Genomic DNA, 23,051 nt, shown 5'->3' on the forward strand with positions numbered 1-23,051 from the left:
CTCTGTGGGGTCTTCCCTAGGCTCTTTTTTCCGCGGGAGTCTCGCAGTCCCCGAGCAAACCCTGGCTTTAAAGAGGTGAACGGCCTAGAAGTTCCCATCAGGAGGTCTGATCACACCCTATATGGCATGTTTTCGTTCCTCCTTGTATGGCAAAGGTGGGCCTGGATACTGCGAGACTCCTGTGGGCAGAAGAGACAGGCTAGTTCTCCCAGAGGAAAGCAAGTGGTTTCCAGGCCCACCCTACACCGTACTAAAGCTAACAGAAACATTCTCAGCTTCGAGTATTCAAAATTACTACCCATATCATTAGCAAGGACTATAAGTAGGTTGCGTGTATCCTACAGCTTATCATTCATAAAAAAGAAAAGCCTTCTGCTTCAGCAGAAAGCTTTTCTTCTTTGGTTATTTCTTTTCAGATAGCCATTTTGATACAGCTTCTGTCTTTTCAGCATTCAAGTTCTGAGCAGGCATACCGCCTTGACCATTTTGAATAATCCCTTTGATATCTTCTTTGGAAAGCTTACTTCCGATGGTTTGAAGGTTAGGTCCTACTTGACCTGATAGATCTTGCCCGTGACATCCTGCACACGTCTGAGAGTAAATTTCTTCAGGATTAGCAGCACCTGCATCGCCGCTTCCACCCTCTTCAGCTGTTTTCTCGCCTTCTTTACCTTCTTCCGCTTGATCCATTTGGTTTAATCCCACAAAACCAATAATAATCATAAGGGTTATACCAAGTACAGCAATTAAAGCATAAGGCATAACTGGGTTTCGTTTCATGCTTATTTCCTCCTTATGTAATCCCCATTTCCACGGTTAGGACAAACTACATATATTTTACTTGAAAACGCTACTATAGAAAAGGGAAAAAGATGTTAAATCTAAAAAAAGATAAACAACAACCACATTACAAAGCCTATAATACCTGATGCAATTAGGTAAAACACTTTCTTCCAAACTCCTATAAAAATCCATAGTATGCAATTAATTAAAATGGTTATATGGAGCAGAACCATTTGTTGAGCTTTCATTTGTACTATATAAACAGAAAATATAAACAAGATTAATAAGAAAACAATGATTGCAATATGTACATAAATGGAGTTTGCCTTTTTAAGATACCAATATCCAAATGCAGTAAAGGTTAAAAAAATTAAATGTAAACCCGTTTGCATTAGCATGGATATTTCAGTAAAATAAATGACAAGAAACGAACTCGGAAGAAGCGATAACAGAATCATAATACAGACGAAAGTGAACCAAGATCTATACGGAAACGCTTTCTTATCTGACGATACATCTTCTTCTCCTTCAGTATATAAAGCAAGCAAAAAGTCGCAGTATTCCTTAGGAAGCAACTGATGGTTTTTCCAGTAATGAATTTCATTCACAATAACTCGTTTCCGTGTTTCTTCCAATATGCTTCACCCCTTGAGACTCAAGGATAAAAAATACACAGCCACTGTGCACCCTATTAGGTACACAATGACTGAGTTGTATATGGCATTATCAATTTACTCTATTCCAAGAAATCCTTTAATCGTTTGCTACGACTAGGGTGACGTAATTTACGAAGTGCTTTCGCCTCAATTTGACGAATTCGTTCACGTGTAACACCAAATACTTTCCCGACTTCTTCAAGGGTTCGTGTACGGCCATCGTCCAAGCCAAAACGCAAGCGAAGAACGTTTTCCTCACGATCCGTTAATGTGTCAAGAACATCTTCTAATTGTTCCTTTAGCAACTCATAAGCTGCATGGTCAGATGGTGATGTAGCTTCTTGGTCTTCAATGAAATCTCCTAAGTGAGAGTCATCTTCTTCACCAATTGGCGTTTCTAATGACACAGGTTCCTGAGCAATTTTCAAAATTTCTCTTACTTTATCAGGCGTGAGCTCCATTTCTTCAGCGATTTCTTCAGGAATCGGCTCGCGACCAAGATCTTGAAGCAATTGACGTTGCACACGAATTAATTTGTTAATGGTTTCGACCATATGAACTGGAATACGAATTGTACGAGCCTGGTCTGCAATAGCACGTGTAATTGCCTGACGTATCCACCATGTTGCATACGTACTAAATTTGTACCCTTTGCGATAATCAAATTTTTCAACGGCCTTAATAAGTCCCATGTTACCTTCTTGAATCAAATCAAGGAACAACATGCCTCTACCCACATAACGTTTCGCAATACTTACCACAAGACGAAGGTTAGCTTCAGCCAAACGCCTTTTAGCCTCTTCATCCCCGTTTTCTATACGCTGTGCCAGATTGATTTCTTCTTCAGCTGATAATAGGTCCACACGACCAATTTCTTTTAGATACATACGTACAGGGTCATTAATCTTCACCCCAGGCGGGACGCTTAAATCGTTTAAATCAAACTCTTCTTCCTTATCCAGCTGTTTCATGCTTGGATCTGCTTCAGAGTCACCGATTATTTCGACACCCTGGTCACTTAAATATTCATAAAATTCATCCATGGCTTCTGAATCTAGCTCATAACTGGATAAGCGCTCAGCTACTTCTTCATAAGCTAAAATACCACGCTTTTTCCCTAATTCAAGCACCTGTTCCTTCGCCTGTTCTAGGGTTAGCTCATTCTCTGTTGATTTCGAACTTGATGGCTGCTTTTGCTCTGCCATGAGTCCCCCTCCTTCCAAACTTCCTTCTATACCAAACTATTGAGATTTTAACTGCTTCTTTAACTCAATGATCCTCATTGCAATTTGCGCTGCTTTCACTGGATCATTTTGACGTTCAGCTTCTTTCTGTTCCAGTTCAAGCGATGAAATGCTCTCTTGTTCACTTCTCTTGTTAGAGATGACACGTATATAATCATTGACTTCCGCATCACTAAGGTCAGGTTGAAGCTTTAACATAGCAATTTCACTTACTAAACTTTGTAATGAAGCATCTGGTAATTGTTCGATAAATTGCCCAGGATTGGCTTCATACCCTTCTTCGTAGTAAGCGTAAAGATATGTCACAATGACTTGATGCTCATTTAAATTAAAAGCTCCGCCCAATTGTTCCTGTACCTTATAAGACACAGAAGCATCATGCATCATATAATAGATCAATTGCCGCTCAGCATTATGAAATGCTGGAAGCAATTTCTGTTTCTTTCTAGAAGTTTCTTTGTAATTATTAGTATAGCTAGTCTCAGGATTCTTATCCTTATCAAGCCCTTGCTTTTTTCGACGGTTTATGATTTCTTGTTCTAAAACATCTATTGAAAGATCATATTCGCCCGCTAGTTCCCGGAGATAATGATCCCTCTCTAGTGGTTTACTGATTTTAGAGACCTCATCTAACACACGTTCGATGTATTGGATCCGATCTCCTTCATTTTTTAAGTTAAACCCTTGTTTCAAGTGGTTTATCATAAATCCCATATACGTCACAGCTGCATCTAGTACATGTTTTCGAAAGCTTTCACTTCCGTGTGACCGTATATATTCATCAGGATCTGATCCTTCTTTCATTTGTGCTATTCGTACATCACAGCCTACTTTTTTCAGTAGGTTAGCAGCTTTATAAGATGCATCTTGGCCTGCTTTGTCAGCATCATAGCACACAACTACCCGTTCCACATACCTACGTATTAACTTAGCTTGTGGCTCTGAGATAGCTGTACCTAATGTGGCTATTCCATGTTTAATACCACCTTGGTAAGCAGATATAACATCCATTTGTCCTTCAAATAAGACGACTTCGTTTTGTTTTCGTATCTCTGAACGAGCTAAATCGAAATTATAAAGTAACTTCCCTTTTTGGAATAAATCCGTTTCGGGGCTATTCAAGTATTTAGGCTCGCCACCATTTACGCTACGTCCACTAAATGCAACCGTCTTTCCTTGATGGTTTCGAATGGGAAAAATGACTCTACCTCTAAAACGGTCACCGTAATGACCATCTTCTCGATATGAGAGCAAGCCTCCTTTAACCATCGTTTGAGGATGGAATCCTTTATTCTCTAAAAATTTCATTGTGAACTCTTTAGAGTTTGGAGCGAACCCTAACTGAAAAGCATCAATAACTTCATCAGACAGGCCTCTCTCTTTCAGATGCTCATATCCATCTTTACCTTCTTTTGTATGTCGCAACAAATGATGGTACAATTTAGTTAACCAGCCATGCGCCTCAAGGAGTGTTTGGTTTTCCTGATGCTTTGGATCAGATTGATCTTGATCGCCAGTATCCTGTTCTGGTACATGATGGCCACTTTTATCAGCAAGAATACGGATCGCTTCCTGAAAGGAAGCGCCCTCGATCTCGCGAATAAAGGTGAGAACATTCCCACCCTTTCCGCATCCAAAGCAATGAAAAATTTGCTTATCGGAAGAAACGGAAAAAGAAGGAGTTTTCTCATTATGAAAAGGACAAAGGCCGAAGTAATTCCGACTTTTCTTTGTAAGTTGAACGTATTCACCGACAACATCTACAATGTCGTTGGAGTTCCTGATCTCCTCGATGATACTTTCTGGAATGCGGTTAGACATACAATCACCATGTTTACTTTTTATTCTAGAAGGAACATAAAATCCCTTCAATATTCGACAAGATTTTTCAAGTCTTGCATAACCCCCCACTAGTCCTAAGGCCATACAATCACTTAGTTATCCCTTCATCTCGTAAGAAACGCAAGATTATGATGACCTCTCCGTTACTTTAGAACTAAGAGACTCCCACATAGGGATCTTTCGACAATTCCTAGAAGGATGCCGGCTATAGTCATGTATTCTACATTCCTGTCAGGATTCCTTCTCTAAGAATATAAGTTTTAACTTTCTGAAAAGTCATTCCTTCTACTCAAATTACGGGACATAGCATCCATTCCCCTCTATTTCCTTACGCAAACCATAGAAACATTTTTTCACAAAATACAATTATAATACAACAAAGATTGAATTACCACGATTTTTTTGTTAAATGAGCGGATATTTTCACACTAAAACGTCATAAATGCAAGAGAAAACACAGGCGCACAACCTGTGTTTTGTTTTACGATTTTGAATGGATACGATTAAGAATCGTATTGGCAGTCTCTTCTACAGCTTTATTTGAAACGTTAATGACATCACACTGAATACGATCAACTACAGAATTAAAGTGATCTAACTCATGATGGATGCGTTCCATATTAGCATAAGTAGCTTGGTCATCCAATCCTAAAGCTTTCAAACGCTCTTTTCGAATATCATTTAACTTCTCAGCGCTGATTTTTAGACCAATACACTTTGAAGGGTTTACTTTAAAAAGCTCTTCAGGTGGATCCACTTCAGGAACGATAGGAACGTTAGCTACCTTTAAGCGTTTATGTGCCAAGTACTGAGATAATGGAGTCTTAGATGTTCTTGAAACGCCTATCAAAACAACGTCTGCTTTTAAGATGCCTCTTGGGTCTCTACCATCGTCATATTTCACAGCAAATTCAATGGCTTCGACGCGTTTAAAATAATCTTCATCCAACTTATGCACTAAACCAGGTTCTAAGCGCGGCTTCTTTCCATACTGTTTTTCAATTTGGTCAATAAAAGGACCTATTATATCAATTGCTGTTACACCATTCTCTTTAGCTTCCTGCAATAAGTATTCTCGGAACTCAGGAATGACTAGTGTGAAACCAATCATTGCCTCGTGATCTCTCGCTTGAAGTACAGCTTCTTTCAAAGTAGCTTTATCTTCAATATAGGGAATGCGTTGGATTTCAAAATTACTGTTATTAAATTGACTTATAGAAGCTTTCACAACTAATTCAGCTGTCTCTCCTACTGAATCTGATACAACATATACAATTGGTTTGCCCATTCTTTCCCCTCCTCACATTTAGATCCGTTCATCACGACCTAGTTCAACTAATGCTTTGGTTAAATTCGTTTTTGTTAGTCGACCAATTACTTCATAACCATCATCATCATCTTTCACCACTGGTAGTGCATCAATTTGCTTGTCAATTAGCATTTGGCCTGCTTCTAACAATAAATCCTCTTTATAACAAATCGTAACATTAGGCATCCTTGTCATTATAATATGAACGGGAATCTCTCGTAAATCCTGATTCCCTATACTTGCGCGTAGTAAATCTTTACGAGATAAAACGCCTACTAACTTAGCATGATCATTCACAACAAAGAGAGTTCCAACATCCTCTAAAAACATGGTACATATCGCATCATAAACGGAAACATTCTCATGCACGACAACAGGAATAGATTGAAACTCCTGAACTTTAAACTTTTTTAGTTTCTCGGTAAGAAGCTCAGATCCAGTCTTGCCCGTGTAAAAATAACCAACTCTTGGTCTTGCATCTAAATAACCCGCCATTGTTAGTATAGCTAAATCAGGTCGTAAGGTTGCCCTCGTTAAACTCAGACGCTCTGCTATATTTTCACCCGTAATTGGTCCGTTCTCTTTCACAATCTCAATAATGTGTTCTTGCCGCTGTGTTAAATCCACCTTTTCACCACCTATTACTATGTGTCATACTATTTTAAATATTATATCTCATTTTAGAGCGAGTGGGAAGAACTGTCCTCTTTATCAACCTAAAGAAGAGCGAGGGGTTGTTTCACATCATCAAACCATATAACCCTTAAAAGTGAAAAACCTCGTCCCTATACCTCTAACACCGAGGAATAAAGACGAGTGAACTTCATGTTTATTCATTATGCGCTTAGCTAGAATACTGAACGGTACTTTAAATGTCAAACATTACGCTACTCTTTCAACCAGTCCAGCTGATTTAAGAACTTCTTTGATTTCAGGTAATACCCACCATAACGATCATAATATTCGGATATCATCTGCTTAAGTCGGTCCTTATTTTCTTGTTTAACGGATATGTTCCCAACCCTCGTCACATCGACCTCTAGACAAATACGTAATAATTTCAAAAGATTTGGAGCAAGTCCGTATGAGTGGGAATCTAAATGGCGGCACCTTGTACATAAAATGCCCCCTTCTTGCACAGAAAAAGAAAAAGGCTCTTCTTCAGACCCACAATTCACGCATCGGTGAACTTCAGGTGCGAAGCCGCCTTTACGAAACATCTTCATCTCATACATAAAGAGCAAAATATCTAAATCTTTATCTTCTGTAATCCAAATAAATGTTTGTAAGAGCTGCTGAAACAAAAAAGGATCAGGCTTGTTTTGCTCCTGCAGCTTATCAGTTAGTTCTGCCATATAAGAAGCATATGCCGTTTTAACAATATCTTCTCTAATGGAACGTAATGAATACAGCACCTCTCCTTGTTGCAAAGTTCCCATATTGGAGCCCATTTGTACAAGAAAAGATGCATACACGAACGGTTGGGTTATGGCAGTTAATCGACTTTTCGGTTTTTTTGCACCTCTAGCCATCACTGCAATTTTACCCTTTTCTCGTGTGAACAAGGTGACAATTTTATTCGTTTCCCCGTAATCACCTGTCCGGATAACAATCCCCTCTACCTTTTCCAACAATTCAACTCACCTAACTTCTTTCTCTACAACTGTCGATCAAATTCTGCATAGTCTTCATTGTGTTCTCTAGCTTGTGAACCTTCACTATCAGTAGTTTCCAATTCCTTCAATAATAAATAGGTTTCAATGTTTCCTGTTTGACTAAAAACCTTCCATGTAAAGTCGAGCACAAGAAACCCCACCTTTCTATTGGATTAAGAAAATGTATGATTGATCTTAGATTGACCTTAAACGGAGACACTCATGTACCTTAATATTTACCAAATCAATATTCGTCTTCACGATATCCATACTCTTGTAGCTGATTAGCGCGATTACGCCAGTCCTTTTGAACTTTTACAAAGAGCTCTAAATAAATTTTCGTACCAAGTAAAGATTCAATATCTTTACGAGCTCTCTGGCCAATTTCTTTCAACATAGACCCTTGTTTACCAATTATAATACCTTTTTGACTTGAGCGTTCGACAATGATAGAAGCTTGCACATTCACCTTTTCATTCTCTCGTTCTTCAATACCTTCAATCACAACGGCAATCGAATGCGGGACCTCTTCACGTGTTAGATGTAAGGCTTTCTCACGGATTAATTCACTAATAACAAAGCGTTCAGGGTGGTCAGTAATCATATCTTCTGGATAAAACTGCGGACCTTCTGGCATCTGCTCAACCATCAGTTTGAGTAAATTATCTACATTGTTTCCCTCTAATGCAGAAATCGGTACAATCTCTGCGAAGTCGTATTTTGTACGATACTCATCAATGATCTTAATTAACTCATCCGGGTGAACTTGATCTAGTTTATTTACAATGAGGAAGACAGGCTGTCTCACTTTCTGAAGCATATTAATAATAAATTCATCTCCACGCCCAAAGCCTTCTTTAGCATTAACCATAAACAATACAAGATCTACTTCGTTCATACTTTGTTCAGCTACATTAACCATGAAGCTACCTAGTTTATGTTTTGGTTTGTGAATTCCTGGTGTATCAATAAATACCAATTGGGCATCGTCTTGTGTGTAAACCCCTTGTATCTTATTACGAGTCGTTTGTGCCTTATCGCTCATAATGGCAATCTTCTCACCAATTACTCGATTCATAAATGTGGATTTTCCTACGTTAGGTCGTCCGATAATGGATATAAATCCTGATTTGAACTCTGATTCCATGTTGTATCCTCCATGCTTTGATGATTATTCCTTAAATCAACTTTGATTTTTTTCTATTTTACTACAAATTCGCCTTCATTTCATGCAATCGACAAAAGCAGTTACGAAATTACAAGAAAACAAAAGGCATTTACCGCACTACAAATTGCGCCAAATTTCGATTCCCCACACCCCTTTTTACGTATTCTATAACGCTATCCGTTTCATTACCTTCTTAGTATAGATAGGGGCGTTACGTTTGTTGAGTGCTCGGGGTGTCTGGGGAACGACTCGCTTTCCGCGGGCGAGCTGTCGAGCCTCCTCGGGGAAACCACCCTGCGGGGTCTCGTCGACCTCTTTCTCCCGCAGGAGTCTCCCCGTTCCCCAGACACCCCTGGCTATTATTTTGCGAACGGCCCCGCTTGTGAAGGTTGAAGATATTGCTATATCCCATGTTTCCGTTACACCATACACGGGAAAGGTGGTTCGGGAAATTGCGAGACTCCTGCGGCAGAAGGAGCCAGTCTAGTTCCGGCGTGGAGGACCTAGCGTGATAAGTCATCTTTTTTCCAAAGGCTAAACGCCTTTTCCAAAAAGCTGTCTTATCCGTACGGTCCTAAGCACCACGCCTGCACTTTTCAATCTAGGGGAGACCCCGGAAATCGCGGAGCGATTGAGGAGGCTCCCCAGCTCGCCGCGGAAAGCGAGTGATTTCCCGAATCACCTTACGCTCCAATAACGCTTAAGGAAACATTCTCTCAGTTTAGAATCTTCAAGACCTCCATCAAATAAAAAAAGACCTGGAAAAAGAGTTCCCAGGTCTTCTTAGAATAGTTTAGGAAGAAATATAATACACGCAATAATAACAGAAGCTAGCGCGGCAACGAGTACCGCTCCAGCTGATATGTCTTTAATTTCCCCTACAAGGGGATGATGTTCTGGCGATAAAAAATCCATAATACGCTCTATTACCGAGTTAATCATTTCTAATATAATCACCATTGCCATAATGGTAGTGACCGCTACCCATTCCCAGGCAGCTAGATCAAAAAGAAAACCAGCCAAAACAACAATGGCAGATACAGTTATATGAATCCTGAAATTTCTTTCTGTCTTGAGAACTTCCCACACACCTTGAAAAGCAAAGGAAAAGCCAATCAGCTTCTTTTTCTTAGTTTCGTTTGAGCCCGAACTCATGTAAAATTTCCTCTTGGCGTGAGAACATTTTCTTTTCATCCTCTTCGTTCAAATGGTCATATCCAAGCAAGTGCAGGAAACCATGAAGAGCCAAAAAGCCAAGTTCACGCTCATAAGTATGATTGTATTCTTCAGCTTGTTCCTTCGCCCGATCAACAGAAATGACAATATCTCCAAGTAGAAGTGGCATCTCTGCCCCCATGATCTTCATTTCCCCATCTCCTTCTTCTTGCATAGCGAAAGAGATCACATCAGTTGGTTCGTCCTTCTGACGGTAATTTCGGTTAATGATTTGAATTTCTTTGTTATCAACAAAAGATACCGATAACTCGGCTTCATCTGTTACGTTCTCCTGATTTGAGGCGAAATCTAAGATGCGTTGAATTAAATCAATGTAATCTTCTTCTACAGAGTTCGTTTCATCGTGAAAATCAATGTACATGTTTATGCCTCCTTTACGGCCGCTTTAGTTTCTGGATATTGAATTCTTGAATGAAATATACCTTGTAACGTCTCACAAATCGCTGTTTGTATACGTTCTAGGTCTTTTAATGTTAAAGGACTATTCGACAATTGTCCATCCAAAAGACGATCAATAATTATAGAATGAACGAGGTTTTCAATGTCTTCTGGTGAAGGTGTTTTAAGAGAGCGAACAGCTGCTTCTACTGAATCACATATACACACAATCGCAGCTTCACTAGATTGTGGTTTAGGTCCCGGGTAACGATAGTCCATTTCACGGACATTTTCGTTTTCCTGTTTAGCTTTGTGGTAGAAGTACTTTAAAAGGGTTGTACCATGGTGTTGTTCTGCAATTTCAATAATTTCTGTAGGCATCTTATGTTTCCGTAGCATTTCAGCCCCTACATAGGGATGCGCAATAATAATTTCCGCACTTTCCTTAGGCTCAAGCAAATCATGCGGGTTTTTCATTCCCATTTGATTTTCAATAAAGTATTGGGGTTCTTTCGTTTTACCTAAATCATGATAATAAGCCCCAACTCGAGCCAGTAAGCCATTAGCTCCTATGGCCTCACAAGCTGATTCACTTAAATTTGCAACCATCACACTATGATGATACGTCCCGGGTGTTTGCGTCAATATTTTTCGAAGCAAAGGGTGATTTGGGTTAGACAACGTAATCAACAGTGTATCAGATAGCATGCCCAATCCCGCTTCAAAGAATGGCAACAATCCAAATGTGAGAACTGAAGACAAAAAAGCGGATAGAACTGCATAGCCAATCGTTATCGTTGTACCAGAAAGTGAAATTGGCTCATACGACAGTAATACAAAAACAATAACTATGGCAATATTCACAACCGTAACTCCAAAACCTGCTTTAAGTATTGATGTCTTATCTTTTACATTATGAAGAAATATAATCGCGGCTAGTTGTGAGAACATAAAGTATATGCCCGCTTCAACATTTAATGTTCCGGGAATCTGCTCATTAAAAAAGATCGTACCAAAAATCGCATAAACAATACTTAAAAATATAGCCATCCGTTCATGTATAAGAAGCGTTAACAGCATCGCTCCTGCAGCAACTGGCACAACATAATACAAATCATCAATAGAAGTTTGAAAAACACTCCCAAGCTTCATCATAAGAAAGACTAAAATACTAATAAAAAGGATGGCTAACACCTTACCATTATCTAAACCATCAGTCTTGCTCATCCTGTTCAGTTCATAAAGGAGGGCTCCTAAAGAAAGGATGATCATTAAAATGAGACCTGAATAAGGATACCAATTGCTCTTCCCATCTAGTAATCCGACTAATTTTAACCGCTCGTATATATCATTAGAAATCGTTTCCCCTTGAAAAACCAGCACTTGTCCTTGCCTTATCATAACAGGGTCGACATCATTAGCCGCTTCGTTTTGAGCCTGAATTTTTTTATCTTCATCGATAAATGAATTACGAACAATCAAAAATTCAATTAGTGATTGCACAGCCTCTTTTAGGTCAGGATCAAAACTCTCATACTGTAACTCATTCTTTACCTTTTCAATAGATGAGTCAACATCCTCTTCCCGTACACCGGAATGCAATACGTCTTTAAGCGCATTAGAGAGCATTTCCTCGGCCACATTTCGTTGTTCAACTGGTGCATCCAACAAGTGCTCAAGAACCTTCGGATTAACTTGTTTTGTAATGTCTTCAGAAAGCATAGATTGAAGTTTTTCGACTTCACTTTTCACCTTATCGGAGTCAGTGGCATCTACTTCTTGTTTCCCTGATTCCACTTGTTTATCAATCACTTCAACTGCATTAAAAATTTCTTCCATGTAGTTAATACGGGTATTCGTGATGAAATTTCTGATGGTGTACACGTCATCGACAGACTCCATAGCCTCATCTCGTTTTTCCTGTGTTTTATCTTTATCTTCTACATTTATCGGAGAGAGGATCGTATCTTTAGCCGTATCCAGTCGATCTACATCATAAGTTTTCGTTTGAACATTTGAAAAAGCAAGTAAAAAAATGACCAGCGCGAGGATGGTCATAGATACTCCGATGGTGATCCACACATTTTGAAAAACATTCCCCTTGATGAACTGATTCCACCAGTTTCTCACCGAATTCCCCTCCATTATCTTATACATAGAAAGAAGACCCTTAAAAAAGGGTCTTTCTACTTACTTTTCATCCTCATATGCATCAATAACTCGTTGAACAAGTGGGTGACGGACGACATCTGATTGTTCTAAGTAGGAAAAGGCAATACCTTTAATGCCAGATAGCTTCTTTTCTGAAGCTTTTAGACCTGAAGTAACGCCTTTTGGTAAATCTACTTGGGTAATATCTCCAGTAATAACCATTTTCGAACCAAAACCGAGCCTTGTAATAAACATTTTCATTTGCTCTGGTGTTGTGTTCTGAGCTTCGTCTAAGATCACAAAGGCATCATCCAATGTTCGACCTCGCATATAAGCCAAAGGAGCAATTTCAATGGTTCCACGCTCCATTAATCGAGCTGTATGCTCAGTGCCAAACAAGTCATGGAGAGCGTCATACAAAGGTCTTAGGTAAGGATCTACCTTTTCTTTAAGATCTCCTGGTAAGAAGCCTAGACTTTCTCCAGCCTCAACGGCTGGTCTTGTTAATATAATACGTTTGACCTCATTATTCTTTAATGCCTGTACAGCCATAACGACAGCAAGATAGGTTTTACCTGTTCCTGCTGGCCCTATTCCAAATACTAAATCATGAGTTTTCATTCCAGAAACGTAATTTCGCTGACCAAGCGTTTTGACTCGAACAGGCTTCCCTTTTGCGTTTCGGAGGATCTCATCTTCAAATAATGTTTCAAACTGTTGGAGTTCGTTTTTCTTAGCCAAGTCTATAGCATAGATTACATCACGTTCAGAGATCGTTAAACCTCTACGAATAATCGCAAGCAACGCATGAAACACTTGTTCTACCAGCATGACATGTTCTTTGTTGCCTGATACACTTACATGTTCGCCTCTCGTAACAATGGATACACTTAATTGAGATTCCATTTGTTTCAAATTACGATCGCCTGTCCCAAATAAGGCTAACGCTTCATTCGGATTATCTAATTGAATGTCGATTGTACGTAAATCTTCCTGCATGCTTCAGTCTCCTTGAGTGATAGGTTGAGGTTTAGAAATATCTTCATGAACTTTAAAATATAGGATTAATTTTACTTTACCATTCTCTTTCTGACGGTGCAAAACTTTTTGAGTAATAATTTTGGAATTTTGTGGGATCTTCTGTTTCAATTCCATCTCCGCTTGTTTCATCCCTATTTGCAGAGCTTCTTCATCTGTGCGGGATTCTTTATACAATTCCGCTTCAGAGATCTCTTTAGAAGAGAATCCAATTGGTAACTCCCATTTAAATAAATAGAATGGTTTATTGTATTCCTCTTCATGCATATGCTTAAACTCAGGTTCTTTGAACCCCCAAAGAGGTACTCTTAAGTCCCCTAGCTGCACACCATAATGTGTTTCTTTTTCACCGGTAATCACTTCATATTGCACATGAAGAGGAACAACAACTTCGCTTTTGTACCATGTCTCTGCAATAACTTCCCCTTCAGCGTGGACGAGGGTCGGTTCTTCTTCCCGTCCAATTGCTCCTGAAACCAGTAAATCCCCAGATTCTACATAATCATTTAGTTCGACCGCTGGTTCCCCCTTTTCAACGTACATATCTACTATAACTCCTTTTTTACGGGCATAAAGACTTTGAGGACCACCTTCCTCTGGTTCTTTTACAATCGTCTTCTCTACCCCTTCTAAGTGGTAGGTTGTACCCTTTTCAGTGACACCGATCCACAAAAGTTCAGGTACATCAGCTAAAAGTTTTTGCTGCATTTGACCAGGGGTTTCAATCGTAAATTTCCACGCCCCTCGTTTAATTCCATAGTCTTTTAAATTCTCTTTAATTTTATACTCCACCTCTGGCGTAACGCCTTCGATCTTTATTCCCCACACCATGTTCGACAGAAGAAAAATCGCAATCATCCCAAGCACAAAGCCCGCTACAAGAGACCTTCTTTTAAGAAGAGAACGAAGTAAGAAAGGAATACCATGCCTCTTTTTGAAACGAATTTTGTAATCCAATTGACTTCTCAACTTCTTGAGTACCGGTACATCTTCTAAACGCACATTGGCTTCACATGTAAACTCGTCTATCTTTTTCACATTCCAAACTGAAATTCCATTCTCAACACAACGGTTGAGAAAGAATTCCGGAAATTTCCCTTCAATCCTAAGCGTCGTGTACCCTGTGAAGAAAACCCCTTGCGTAATTTTCATACGTACCTCCTAACCGTTAGACATTTTGATCTATAAAGGTCACTTCATGAATGGTTCCCTCAAGCAAGATCTCTTCCGGGAGCATCATGCGAAGCACAAACCCTTTCCCCTTGATTAATAACTGTCCTTGCTTCAATTTAAGGCGTAGCTCCTCATCAGAGAAAGAAATTAATCCCTTATGATTTTCCACATATGCATGTATTTGTCCGATGGTTGTTATTCTTGGTAGTTCGAGGATGACATCAGTTGGTAAATCAAGTTGTTGCGATAGCCAATTCCCTATACGTTGTTGCCATTTTTTCATCCGAGTGTGCCCCCTCTCACATACATATCTATGAAAAAAGCACGAAATGTATCACTACATTTCGTGCTTTCGATAAGGCTTATTTTTTTAAATGGGATCGGTAAGGATTCATTGAACGGGGTTTTCCTAACACTTCAGCCATGACCACACTTTCAGCAAGCTTCTTTTTCGATACGTTTTGCAAACCACTTACCTTTACAGAAGGTTGTGGCTTTCTTTCCTTACGATAAGGTACTTTTTCATCTCTTTGATAGCTTGGTTGAGTTGGTTGATCTGGTATCGCGTCATGCTCTCCTCCGATTTCACCTTTAAAGGCTTTCTGTTCTTGAGGTTTCGCATCTGGACCTTCATCCTTCTGTTCACGTTGAAGGCTCCTATAACGCTCTCTTTGCTCTTCTGCGTATGTCTTTAAATCTTTCACCTTTTCTCGATCTACAGAAGGTTCAGGTGAAGATGGAGTAGTTTCCCTTTGACGTGGCGGATTTTGCACAGGTTTCTTTTTTTGCTCCTTTTCATCATCCTTACCTAAATTAGTAAGGAAAGCAAAAACACCGAAGATAATCGGCAGCAAAATGCCTATGTTGCTAAAGATAAGATCAAAGATATCTCCCATTCGTAATCAGTCCTCCTAAATAGGACTTCAAGCTCTATTTGTCCTCTTCTTCATTTTCATTATTCATCTTACCAATTACATCACGCATATCAGTATCCGCTTGGATGTTCTTCAGATTGTAGTAGTCCATGACACCAATATTACCTGAGCGCAACGCTTCAGCCATAGCAAGTGGAACTTCTGCTTCTGCTTCCACAACTTTCGCCTGCATCTCTTGAACACGAGCGCGCATTTCTTGTTCTTGTGCAACCGCCATAGCACGACGTTCTTCTGCTTTGGCCTGAGCGATATTTTTGTCAGCTTCAGCCTGGTCCGTTTGAAGAATTGCACCAATGTTTTTGCCGATATCAATGTCAGCAATATCAATGGACAAGATCTCAAAGGCTGTTCCAGCATCAAGCCCTTTACTTAATACGTTTTGAGAAATACGATCCGGGTTCTCTAACACCTGGTTATGGTCCTTAGAGCTACCAATGGTACTGACAATACCTTCACCTACACGAGCAATAACGGTATCCTCACCAGCACCACCGACTAAACGGTCAATGTTTGCTCGAACGGTAATACGAGCTTTCGCTTTTACTTCGATTCCATCCATCGCTACACCAGCAATAAATGGTGTTTCAATTACTTTCGGGTTTACACTCATTTGGACAGCTTCTAATACATCTCGACCAGCTAAGTCAATAGCTGCACAACGTTCAAAGCTTAATTCAATATTAGCTCGTTGAGCTGCAATAAGCGCATTTACCACACGGTCAACATTACCACCTGCGAGGTAGTGACTTTCAAGCTGATTTGTATCCACATCTACACCAGCTTTATGTGCTTTAATCAGCGGGTTAATAACGCGACTTGGCACAACTCGACGTAACCTCATTCCAATAAGTGTAAAGATACTAATTCGAACACCTGCAGCCAATGCACTAATCCATAGCATGATTGGAATAAACGTGAACAATACAGCAAGCGCAATAATAATAACTGCAATAAATATTATTGGTACTAAACCTTCTGATAACATAATTAATCCCCCTTATTCTTTTTCTTGTTTAATTTCTCGAACAACAATACGAGATCCTTCTACTCTTACAATTTTGATACTTGCCCCTGCAGAGATGAAACTTCCTTCTGTTACAACATCAATTCTTTCATCGTTAAATATTCCTGTACCAGATGGCCTCAGGGGTGTAACAGCTTCCCCTATATTTCCTATGAGGTCATCTCTATTATTTGATGAGAGGTATCCTTTCTCGGAAGAAGTAGAGTCACTGAGAACAATGTTTCTCAAAAATCCTCTATCAAATCCAATGGTCTTGAACAAGATAACAGAGCCTATTATAGCCACAATAATAGCAATGAGAAGACTCATCGTCATATGCCCAATGTCATCGGTCGACATAAATAATGAACCTACAACACCGCCCGTTCCAATAATCCCGAGGATTCCACCCGGGACAAAAAACTCTAGAACAATACACACAACTCCTAAACCGAACAAGATAACAGCTTCATAACCCGCAAGTCCTGCAATCATATGTCCATAGAAAAACAACCCTAGCGCGAGTAGTCCCATGGAACCAGCTATACCAAACCCAGGTGAATAAAGCTCTGCGACAAACCCCAAGCTAGCTACAGAAAGCAATATAGGAACGACAACTGGATGAGTAATCAAACGGGCCAGTCGCTCAGTAAATGTGGGGTTGGTCGTTATGATCTCAGAGTCTGATAATCCAAGTTCTGATAACAATTGGTCTCTTGAATCAACTACCCCTTCTGCATATCCGACTTCTAGAGCTTCAGCTGCACTTAGCGTCAGGTATTTTCCTTTTCCTGCCTTATACTTCGGCAAATCAATATCCGGGTTAGCCATCGCTTCTGCATATAACGGATCCCGGTTATTCAATTCCGCTGCTGTACGCATCTTCTTTACCCAATCAGATTGAGCTTTCTTACTAGCTGCATTCCCATCTGAAGTAATAACTCCCGCTGAGCCCATGGTTGTGTTTGGCTTCATATAGATTTGATCAGCATTTAGTGATATGTATGAGCCTGCAGATAAGGCTTCCTGAACTACATAGGCAGTATTGGGAATTTCAATGGACTGAAATAAATTTGCGATTTCAGCCGCTGCATCCACCCTGCCACCAGGAGTGTTCACTTCAAAAATGATATGGTCCGCATCGCGGTCTCTTGCTTCATTCACACTTCTCTTTAAGAAAGAAGAAAGTCCTTTCTCCACTGTTTCTGTTATAGGAACAACATAAACCGTCTCTCCTGTTCCGTCTGCGGAGCTCGTTGGACTTAGGAATGATACCAACATTAACAATAACAACGACAAAACCATAGCATATCGTAGAAATCTTCTCATAATCCCCCCCCTTTCTCTTTTATTATATACGAGTTAGCAAAACTAAACGTTTCATGATAAAAAAATTTTTTTATAGATTAACCAAGCTCAATCAACACCGACCAATATATGAAAAAAACCGCCTTATGAAAAGGCGGTTCGTGTTTAAGATAAATGTTTTTGTACAAATTGGTTAACTAGAGAGCCATCCGCTTTGCCTTTTACTTTAGGCATAATGGCACTCATCACTTTGCCTATATCTTTCTTAGAAGTAGCTCCGACTTCAGCAATCGTTTCTTGAACAATCGCATCTAGTTCGTCTTCAGAAAGCTGTTGAGGCATATATGATTGAATGATTTCAATATCTCTCTCATCTTTTTGCGCAAGATCGTCACGACCTGCACTTTTGTACTCTTGGAGGGAATCTTTTCGTTGCTTTATCTCTCGAGACAAAACAGTTAATTCTTCTTCCTCAGTCAATTCATCTTTTCCAAGTTTTAAAGCTTCATTTTGTAAAGAAGACTTCACCATACGGATGACGGAAAGTCGTTCTTTCTCTTTGTTACGTAAAGCCTCTTTCATATCTTGGTTTAGACGCTCAAGTAATGACATCTACCTTACACCCTCTTACTTACGCTTTCTAGCGGCTTCTGATTTCTTCTTACGACGGACGCTAGGCTTCTCGTAATGTTCACGCTTACGATACTCAGCTAGTGTACCATTCTTAGATACGCTGCGCTTGAAGCGACGAAGAGCATCTTCAAGAGACTCGTTTTTACGCACGCGAGTGTTGTTTGACATGCTATTACCCTCCCTCCAAAGCAAAAAAGACAGTTTCAATGATCATGTGAGTATATTTTCCTCACATGCCTTTGACAATTATAAACCATTCTCCAGACAGATTCAACTATTTTTATTAAGGATCATTCGGAGAATTATATTGTCGTTGCTCTGTCATATCATCCACTTTAACATAAGTTGAGCAACCAAGATAGAGGATAATGCTTAATTTTGATAAATTGGGTCACCCTTCTTCTTTGAAACTTGGTTAGTAAAGTAAGAATCATCCACAGTTGGTGTCAGTATGAGCACCAACTGTGGATTTTAATACGACATCTACTATTAACAGATTAGAATGTCCTTTTTCTGTCATGAAATCATGTCTTGTCCATAGTATGGTATAGAGGTGAACAACCGTGGCTGATTTAATTACTCTTTTTACCGTTTTCTTAACTATTTTTTTATTTGGTATGACTGTATTACGAGTTGGTTTGTATCAGTTATCTTATCGAAATATGAAAGTGTTCATTCAACGATTTGCGAACAATCCATTTAAAGGAATGGTTGCGGGCATCGTTGTAACAAGTGTGTTACAAAGCAGCTCGGCTACCATGGTAATTGCGATTGGGCTAGTAGCTATAGGGGTGCTCAATTTTAAACAATCTATTGGAGTTATTCTTGGAGCTAATATTGGAACGACTGTTACAGCCGAATTACTCACGTTCTCAAACTCTATCCCCCTTTGGCCCCTCTTAGTTATTGGAGCAGTATTACTAATTATACCCAAGCAGAATTGTTTTGGGGCTGGTGGAATTATATTTGGGTTAGGTTGCATCTTTGTCGCTTTAAACGGCTTTGAATCATTGGCAGAGCCTTTGAAGCAGTTTCCAATAATTCAAAGTAGCCTGGCCTATACAAACGACTTTCCTAATGCCAGCATATTGATTGGAACAGCCATGACAGCCATTATTCAATCTTCCACTGCAGCTACAGGGATATCAATGAGCTTTTTAAACGAAGGAGTTTTTAGCCTCACTTCCGCTATTGGGATAATGTTAGGTGCTAATATCGGAACTTGCATCACCGCCTGGGTAGCTTCATTAGGTAGCAATCATGAAGCACGCCTTGTTGCCATGGCTCACATCTGGCTTAATGTAATAGGGGTATTACTCTTTGCACCGTTTATAGATGAACTGGCAGCTTTAGCACAATGGCTATCAAACGATCCGGCTCAGCAACTTGCACACATCTCTGTTGTGTTCAATGTATTGTCTTCACTCCTCGTCTTACCTTTTGTACAACATTTCACTAAATTCGTTATGTTTGTCCATAAATATAAAGAACAATGACCCTTAACATATTAGGATCATCATAAAACATCAGACCCAAAAAAAGGTGCCCTCTTAAGAGGACACCTTTTTAATCTATATTAATAATCAGAAGTTCCTTGTCCACCAGATACGATGGATACACCAGCACTAGCACCAATGCGAGTAGCGCCTGCTTCAATAACAGCATCTGCTCCTTCACGGTCGCGAACGCCTCCAGAGGCTTTTACTCCCATGTCAGGTCCTACTGTGTTACGCATTAGTTTAATATCTTCTACTGTAGCGCCTCCACCTGAGAAGCCTGTAGAAGTCTTAACGTAATCTGCTCCAGCAGCTTTAGCTAATTCGCAAGCTGTTACTTTTTCTTCCTCTGTAAGAAGAGAAGTTTCAATAATTACCTTTGTTAAAGCATTGCCTTCTGTCGCGCGAACAACAGCTTCAATGTCAGCTTGTACTGTTTCTTTATCTCCACTCTTTAGAGCGCCGATGTTAATCACCATGTCTACTTCTGTAGCTCCGTTTTCAATTGCTTGTTTTGTTTCATAAGCTTTTAATTCTTTTGTATTGGCTCCTAGAGGGAAACCAATAACCGTACATACTTTTACGTCTGTACCTTGAAGGCGTTCGTAACAGAAAGGTACCCAATATGGGTTTACGCATACAGAAGCAAAGCCATATTCTTTCGCTTCTTGGCAAATCTGTTCGATTTTCTCCTGTGCTGTATCTGGTTTTAACTGTGTATGATCAATCATTTTTGCTAATTTAGCATCCATTTTAATCTTCCTTTCTTTCTCGAGTTGTCCGTACCTCTTTTATCTTAGCATTATGACTAAAAAAATGCCACTCCTCCCAGAGTAAATCGCTTACTTTATTATCTCTAGAAGTCTGTTAGTCATACATAGAAAAACCTTGCTGAGTACACAGCAAGGTCTTTTATTAGGAAGATAACTCAATGGAGTCATCTGTTAAACTTGGGCGGTCCATAACCCGGACAAATTGACCTGCATTATAAGGGTACCCAGCTTGGGTAAGCTTTACGCGGACAATTTCCCCTATCATGTCTTCTTTGCCTTCAAACACAACTTTTAAATAATTATCAGTATAACCAACATAACGACTATCATTATCGTCTGCTTTAAACTTCTCTTCAGGTATAACTTCAAGCACTTCTCCGTCATACTTTGATGCATATTCTTTGGCTTGTTGGTTTGACAATTCGATAAGTTGGTGAACACGGTCGTTCTTAACTTCTTCATCGACTTGATCATCCATACGTGCTGCAGGTGTTCCTGTACGCTTCGAGTAAGGGAACACGTGAAGCTCTGAGTAACCAATTTCTTGTATGAAGTGATACGTTTCATTGAATTCTTCTGCCGTCTCACCCGGGAATCCAACGATAACATCTGAGGTAATCGCAAGACCTGGTAACGCCTCTTTAATACGATCCACTCGTTCTTTGTAAAACTCAGTCGTGTATTTACGACGCATGCGTTTAAGTACCGTATTTGACCCTGATTGAAGAGGGATATGAAGATGACGAACGATCTTATCAGACTCACGCAGAACATCAATAACGTCGTCTGTAATTTGGCTTCCTTCGATAGAAGAAATTCGAATTCGTTTTAACCCATTAACCCTTTTGTCTAATTCACGTAGTAACATAGCAAGATTATAATCTTTCATGTCCTCGCCGTAACCGCCTGTATGAATTCCTGTTAATACAATTTCTTTATATCCTGCATCCACAAGCTGTTGAGCCTGTTGAATAACTTCTTCAGGATCACGGGAACGCATCAAGCCACGTGCCCAAGGAATAATACAAAACGTACAGAAATTGTTACAGCCTTCTTGAATCTTTAAGGAAGCACGTGTTCGGTCAGTAAAATCAGGGACATCAAGCTCCTCATATGTGCGAGTTTTCATGATATTTGTAACACCGTTGATGGGCTGACGTTCTTCCTGGTATTGTTTAATGTACTCTAGCATTTTCCGTCGATCTTGTGTACCTACCACAATATCTACTCCAGGAATGTCCATAATCTCAGCAGGAGATGTTTGTGCATAACAACCCGTCACACAAATAACAGCATCAGGATTTTTACGAATAGCACGTCTAATCACTTGACGACTCTTCTTATCTCCTGTGTTCGTTACTGTACATGTGTTAATCACGTATACATCAGATGAGCGATCAAAGTCCGTACGCTCATATCCTTCTTCTTTGAACAATTGCCAAATGGCTTCCGTTTCATAATGGTTTACTTTACAACCTAGTGTATGAAAGGCTACTGTTGGCATAGGATCACCCCAATTCCTCTAATTGATAGGACAGAGCTGAAAGAAAATATGTAGCAGCGGTTTCTGTTCTTAATATTCTTGGTCCCAGACGCACCGCTAGCGCCCCCGCTTCCTTCAACGTCTGCACTTCTTGTTCACTGAATCCGCCTTCTGGTCCAATAATGACGAGTATACGCTGACCTTGTTGAACCTGCGTAAGGACTTCTTTTAATGACCGATAAGATTGACTTTTCGCCTCATCCTCATAAGCAAATACAATCCAATCATAGCTAGCCTGATGGGCTATTAAATCTCGCAAGGAATGCAAATGAGATACAGAGGGAATCGTCGTTCGATGAGATTGTTCGCTCGCTTCTTTTGCAATTTTTTGGTATCGTGTTATTTTCTTTTGTGATTTCTTTTGATCCCATTTTACAATGGAGCGCTCTGCTTCAAAAGGAATAAATTGAGACGCTCCGAGTTCCGTTCCCTTTTGAATCACATGCTCCATTTTATCCCCTTTAGGTAACCCTTGTGCAATCGTAACAGAGGCTGGAAGTTCTTTTACCTCTTCCAGCCACTCTACGATCTGACATGTGACAGCTTCTGTCGTAATATCAGTAATTTCACATTCAGCTAGGTCACCCTCTGGTGTACAACATAAAATGTGATGTTCAGGCTTCATTCGCATTACCTTTCCGATGTGATGCACATCTTCTCCGGTAATCACGACTTCTGAGTCATCCCATCCTGATGAAGGAACAAAATAACGTTGCACAATGGGCAC

General features: G+C 39.8%; 24 protein-coding genes. 1 reads left to right on the plus strand and 23 read right to left on the minus strand.

Annotation, left to right across the window (positions count from 1 at the left end; genetic code table 11):
- Positions 1–402: 402 nt before the first annotated feature.
- From cccA to rpsU, 20 genes are all read right to left on the minus strand, one after another.
- A complete protein-coding gene (cccA, locus tag IMZ31_RS12940; RefSeq protein WP_207527748.1) occupies positions 403–780 on the minus strand; it encodes a cytochrome c550 in 378 nt (125 codons plus the stop codon).
- 101 nt (positions 781–881) lie between these two features.
- Positions 882–1,418 (minus strand): hypothetical protein, encoded by a 537-nt coding sequence (locus IMZ31_RS12945; protein WP_207527749.1) that lies wholly within the window; start codon positions 1,416–1,418, stop codon positions 882–884.
- 101 nt (positions 1,419–1,519) lie between these two features.
- Entirely contained in the window at positions 1,520–2,644 is a 1,125-nt protein-coding gene (gene rpoD, locus IMZ31_RS12950) for an RNA polymerase sigma factor RpoD (RefSeq protein WP_188651484.1), read from the minus strand.
- A 36-nt stretch (positions 2,645–2,680) separates the two neighbouring features.
- The gene (dnaG, locus tag IMZ31_RS12955; protein WP_207527750.1) at positions 2,681–4,504 is read right to left on the minus strand and encodes a DNA primase; all 1,824 of its coding nucleotides are present in this window, start codon (positions 4,502–4,504) and stop codon (positions 2,681–2,683) included.
- A 502-nt stretch (positions 4,505–5,006) separates the two neighbouring features.
- A complete protein-coding gene (locus tag IMZ31_RS12960; protein WP_207527751.1) occupies positions 5,007–5,813 on the minus strand; it encodes a pyruvate, water dikinase regulatory protein in 807 nt (268 codons plus the stop codon).
- An 18-nt stretch (positions 5,814–5,831) separates the two neighbouring features.
- Positions 5,832–6,461, minus strand: a complete 630-nt coding sequence (locus IMZ31_RS12965; protein ID WP_207527752.1) for a transcriptional regulator CcpN — start codon at positions 6,459–6,461, stop codon at positions 5,832–5,834.
- Between the two features lie 260 nt (positions 6,462–6,721).
- Positions 6,722–7,465 carry a DNA repair protein RecO gene (recO, locus tag IMZ31_RS12970; protein WP_371825451.1) on the minus strand — a complete coding sequence of 248 codons (744 nt, stop codon included), beginning with the start codon at positions 7,463–7,465 and terminating at the stop codon, positions 6,722–6,724.
- 26 nt (positions 7,466–7,491) lie between these two features.
- Positions 7,492–7,638, minus strand: a complete 147-nt coding sequence (locus IMZ31_RS12975; RefSeq protein WP_207527754.1) for a YqzL family protein — start codon at positions 7,636–7,638, stop codon at positions 7,492–7,494.
- Positions 7,639–7,733: 95 nt separating this feature from the next.
- Positions 7,734–8,636, minus strand: a complete 903-nt coding sequence (gene era / locus IMZ31_RS12980; RefSeq protein WP_207527755.1) for a GTPase Era — start codon at positions 8,634–8,636, stop codon at positions 7,734–7,736.
- An 804-nt stretch (positions 8,637–9,440) separates the two neighbouring features.
- Positions 9,441–9,812, minus strand: coding sequence for a diacylglycerol kinase family protein (locus IMZ31_RS12985; protein WP_207527756.1), 372 nt, complete (start codon positions 9,810–9,812; stop codon positions 9,441–9,443).
- Positions 9,787–10,254, minus strand: coding sequence for an rRNA maturation RNase YbeY (gene ybeY, locus IMZ31_RS12990; RefSeq protein WP_207527757.1), 468 nt, complete (start codon positions 10,252–10,254; stop codon positions 9,787–9,789). The genes IMZ31_RS12985 and ybeY overlap by 26 nt, the downstream gene beginning before the upstream one ends.
- A gap of 2 nt (positions 10,255–10,256) precedes the next feature.
- Positions 10,257–12,401, minus strand: coding sequence for an HD family phosphohydrolase (locus IMZ31_RS12995; RefSeq protein ID WP_242705564.1), 2,145 nt, complete (start codon positions 12,399–12,401; stop codon positions 10,257–10,259).
- A gap of 60 nt (positions 12,402–12,461) precedes the next feature.
- Complete coding sequence (locus tag IMZ31_RS13000) at positions 12,462–13,421, minus strand: PhoH family protein (RefSeq protein ID WP_207527758.1); 960 nt, start codon at positions 13,419–13,421, stop codon at positions 12,462–12,464.
- A gap of 3 nt (positions 13,422–13,424) precedes the next feature.
- The gene (yqfD, locus tag IMZ31_RS13005) at positions 13,425–14,612 is read right to left on the minus strand and encodes a sporulation protein YqfD (protein ID WP_207527759.1); all 1,188 of its coding nucleotides are present in this window, start codon (positions 14,610–14,612) and stop codon (positions 13,425–13,427) included.
- Positions 14,613–14,628: 16 nt separating this feature from the next.
- Positions 14,629–14,916: a sporulation protein YqfC gene (gene yqfC, locus IMZ31_RS13010; protein WP_207527760.1), complete on the minus strand. Its 288-nt coding sequence runs from the start codon at positions 14,914–14,916 to the stop codon at positions 14,629–14,631.
- A gap of 79 nt (positions 14,917–14,995) precedes the next feature.
- Positions 14,996–15,529: a hypothetical protein gene (locus IMZ31_RS13015; protein WP_207527761.1), complete on the minus strand. Its 534-nt coding sequence runs from the start codon at positions 15,527–15,529 to the stop codon at positions 14,996–14,998.
- Between the two features lie 34 nt (positions 15,530–15,563).
- The gene (gene floA, locus IMZ31_RS13020) at positions 15,564–16,553 is read right to left on the minus strand and encodes a flotillin-like protein FloA (RefSeq protein WP_036785767.1); all 990 of its coding nucleotides are present in this window, start codon (positions 16,551–16,553) and stop codon (positions 15,564–15,566) included.
- Positions 16,554–16,565: 12 nt separating this feature from the next.
- On the minus strand, positions 16,566–17,900 hold the full coding sequence (locus IMZ31_RS13025; RefSeq protein WP_207527762.1) for an NfeD family protein: 1,335 nt from the start codon (positions 17,898–17,900) through the stop codon (positions 16,566–16,568).
- Positions 17,901–18,044: 144 nt separating this feature from the next.
- Complete coding sequence (locus IMZ31_RS13030) at positions 18,045–18,491, minus strand: GatB/YqeY domain-containing protein (protein WP_207527763.1); 447 nt, start codon at positions 18,489–18,491, stop codon at positions 18,045–18,047.
- A gap of 15 nt (positions 18,492–18,506) precedes the next feature.
- Positions 18,507–18,680 carry a 30S ribosomal protein S21 gene (gene rpsU, locus IMZ31_RS13035; protein ID WP_036785757.1) on the minus strand — a complete coding sequence of 58 codons (174 nt, stop codon included), beginning with the start codon at positions 18,678–18,680 and terminating at the stop codon, positions 18,507–18,509.
- Positions 18,681–19,075: 395 nt separating this feature from the next.
- Between rpsU and IMZ31_RS13040 the strand changes: the two genes are divergently transcribed.
- Positions 19,076–20,008: a Na/Pi symporter gene (locus tag IMZ31_RS13040; protein WP_207527764.1), complete on the plus strand. Its 933-nt coding sequence runs from the start codon at positions 19,076–19,078 to the stop codon at positions 20,006–20,008.
- Between the two features lie 80 nt (positions 20,009–20,088).
- Here IMZ31_RS13040 and deoC read toward each other — a convergent pair whose 3' ends face one another.
- From deoC to IMZ31_RS13055, 3 genes are all read right to left on the minus strand, one after another.
- Complete coding sequence (gene deoC, locus IMZ31_RS13045) at positions 20,089–20,760, minus strand: deoxyribose-phosphate aldolase (protein ID WP_207527765.1); 672 nt, start codon at positions 20,758–20,760, stop codon at positions 20,089–20,091.
- A gap of 163 nt (positions 20,761–20,923) precedes the next feature.
- A complete protein-coding gene (mtaB, locus tag IMZ31_RS13050) occupies positions 20,924–22,285 on the minus strand; it encodes a tRNA (N(6)-L-threonylcarbamoyladenosine(37)-C(2))-methylthiotransferase MtaB (RefSeq protein ID WP_207527766.1) in 1,362 nt (453 codons plus the stop codon).
- Positions 22,286–22,289: 4 nt separating this feature from the next.
- A complete protein-coding gene (locus tag IMZ31_RS13055) occupies positions 22,290–23,042 on the minus strand; it encodes a 16S rRNA (uracil(1498)-N(3))-methyltransferase (RefSeq protein WP_207527767.1) in 753 nt (250 codons plus the stop codon).
- Positions 23,043–23,051: the final 9 nt, after the last annotated feature.

It is taken from the genome of Pontibacillus sp. ALD_SL1, from assembly GCF_017355605.1.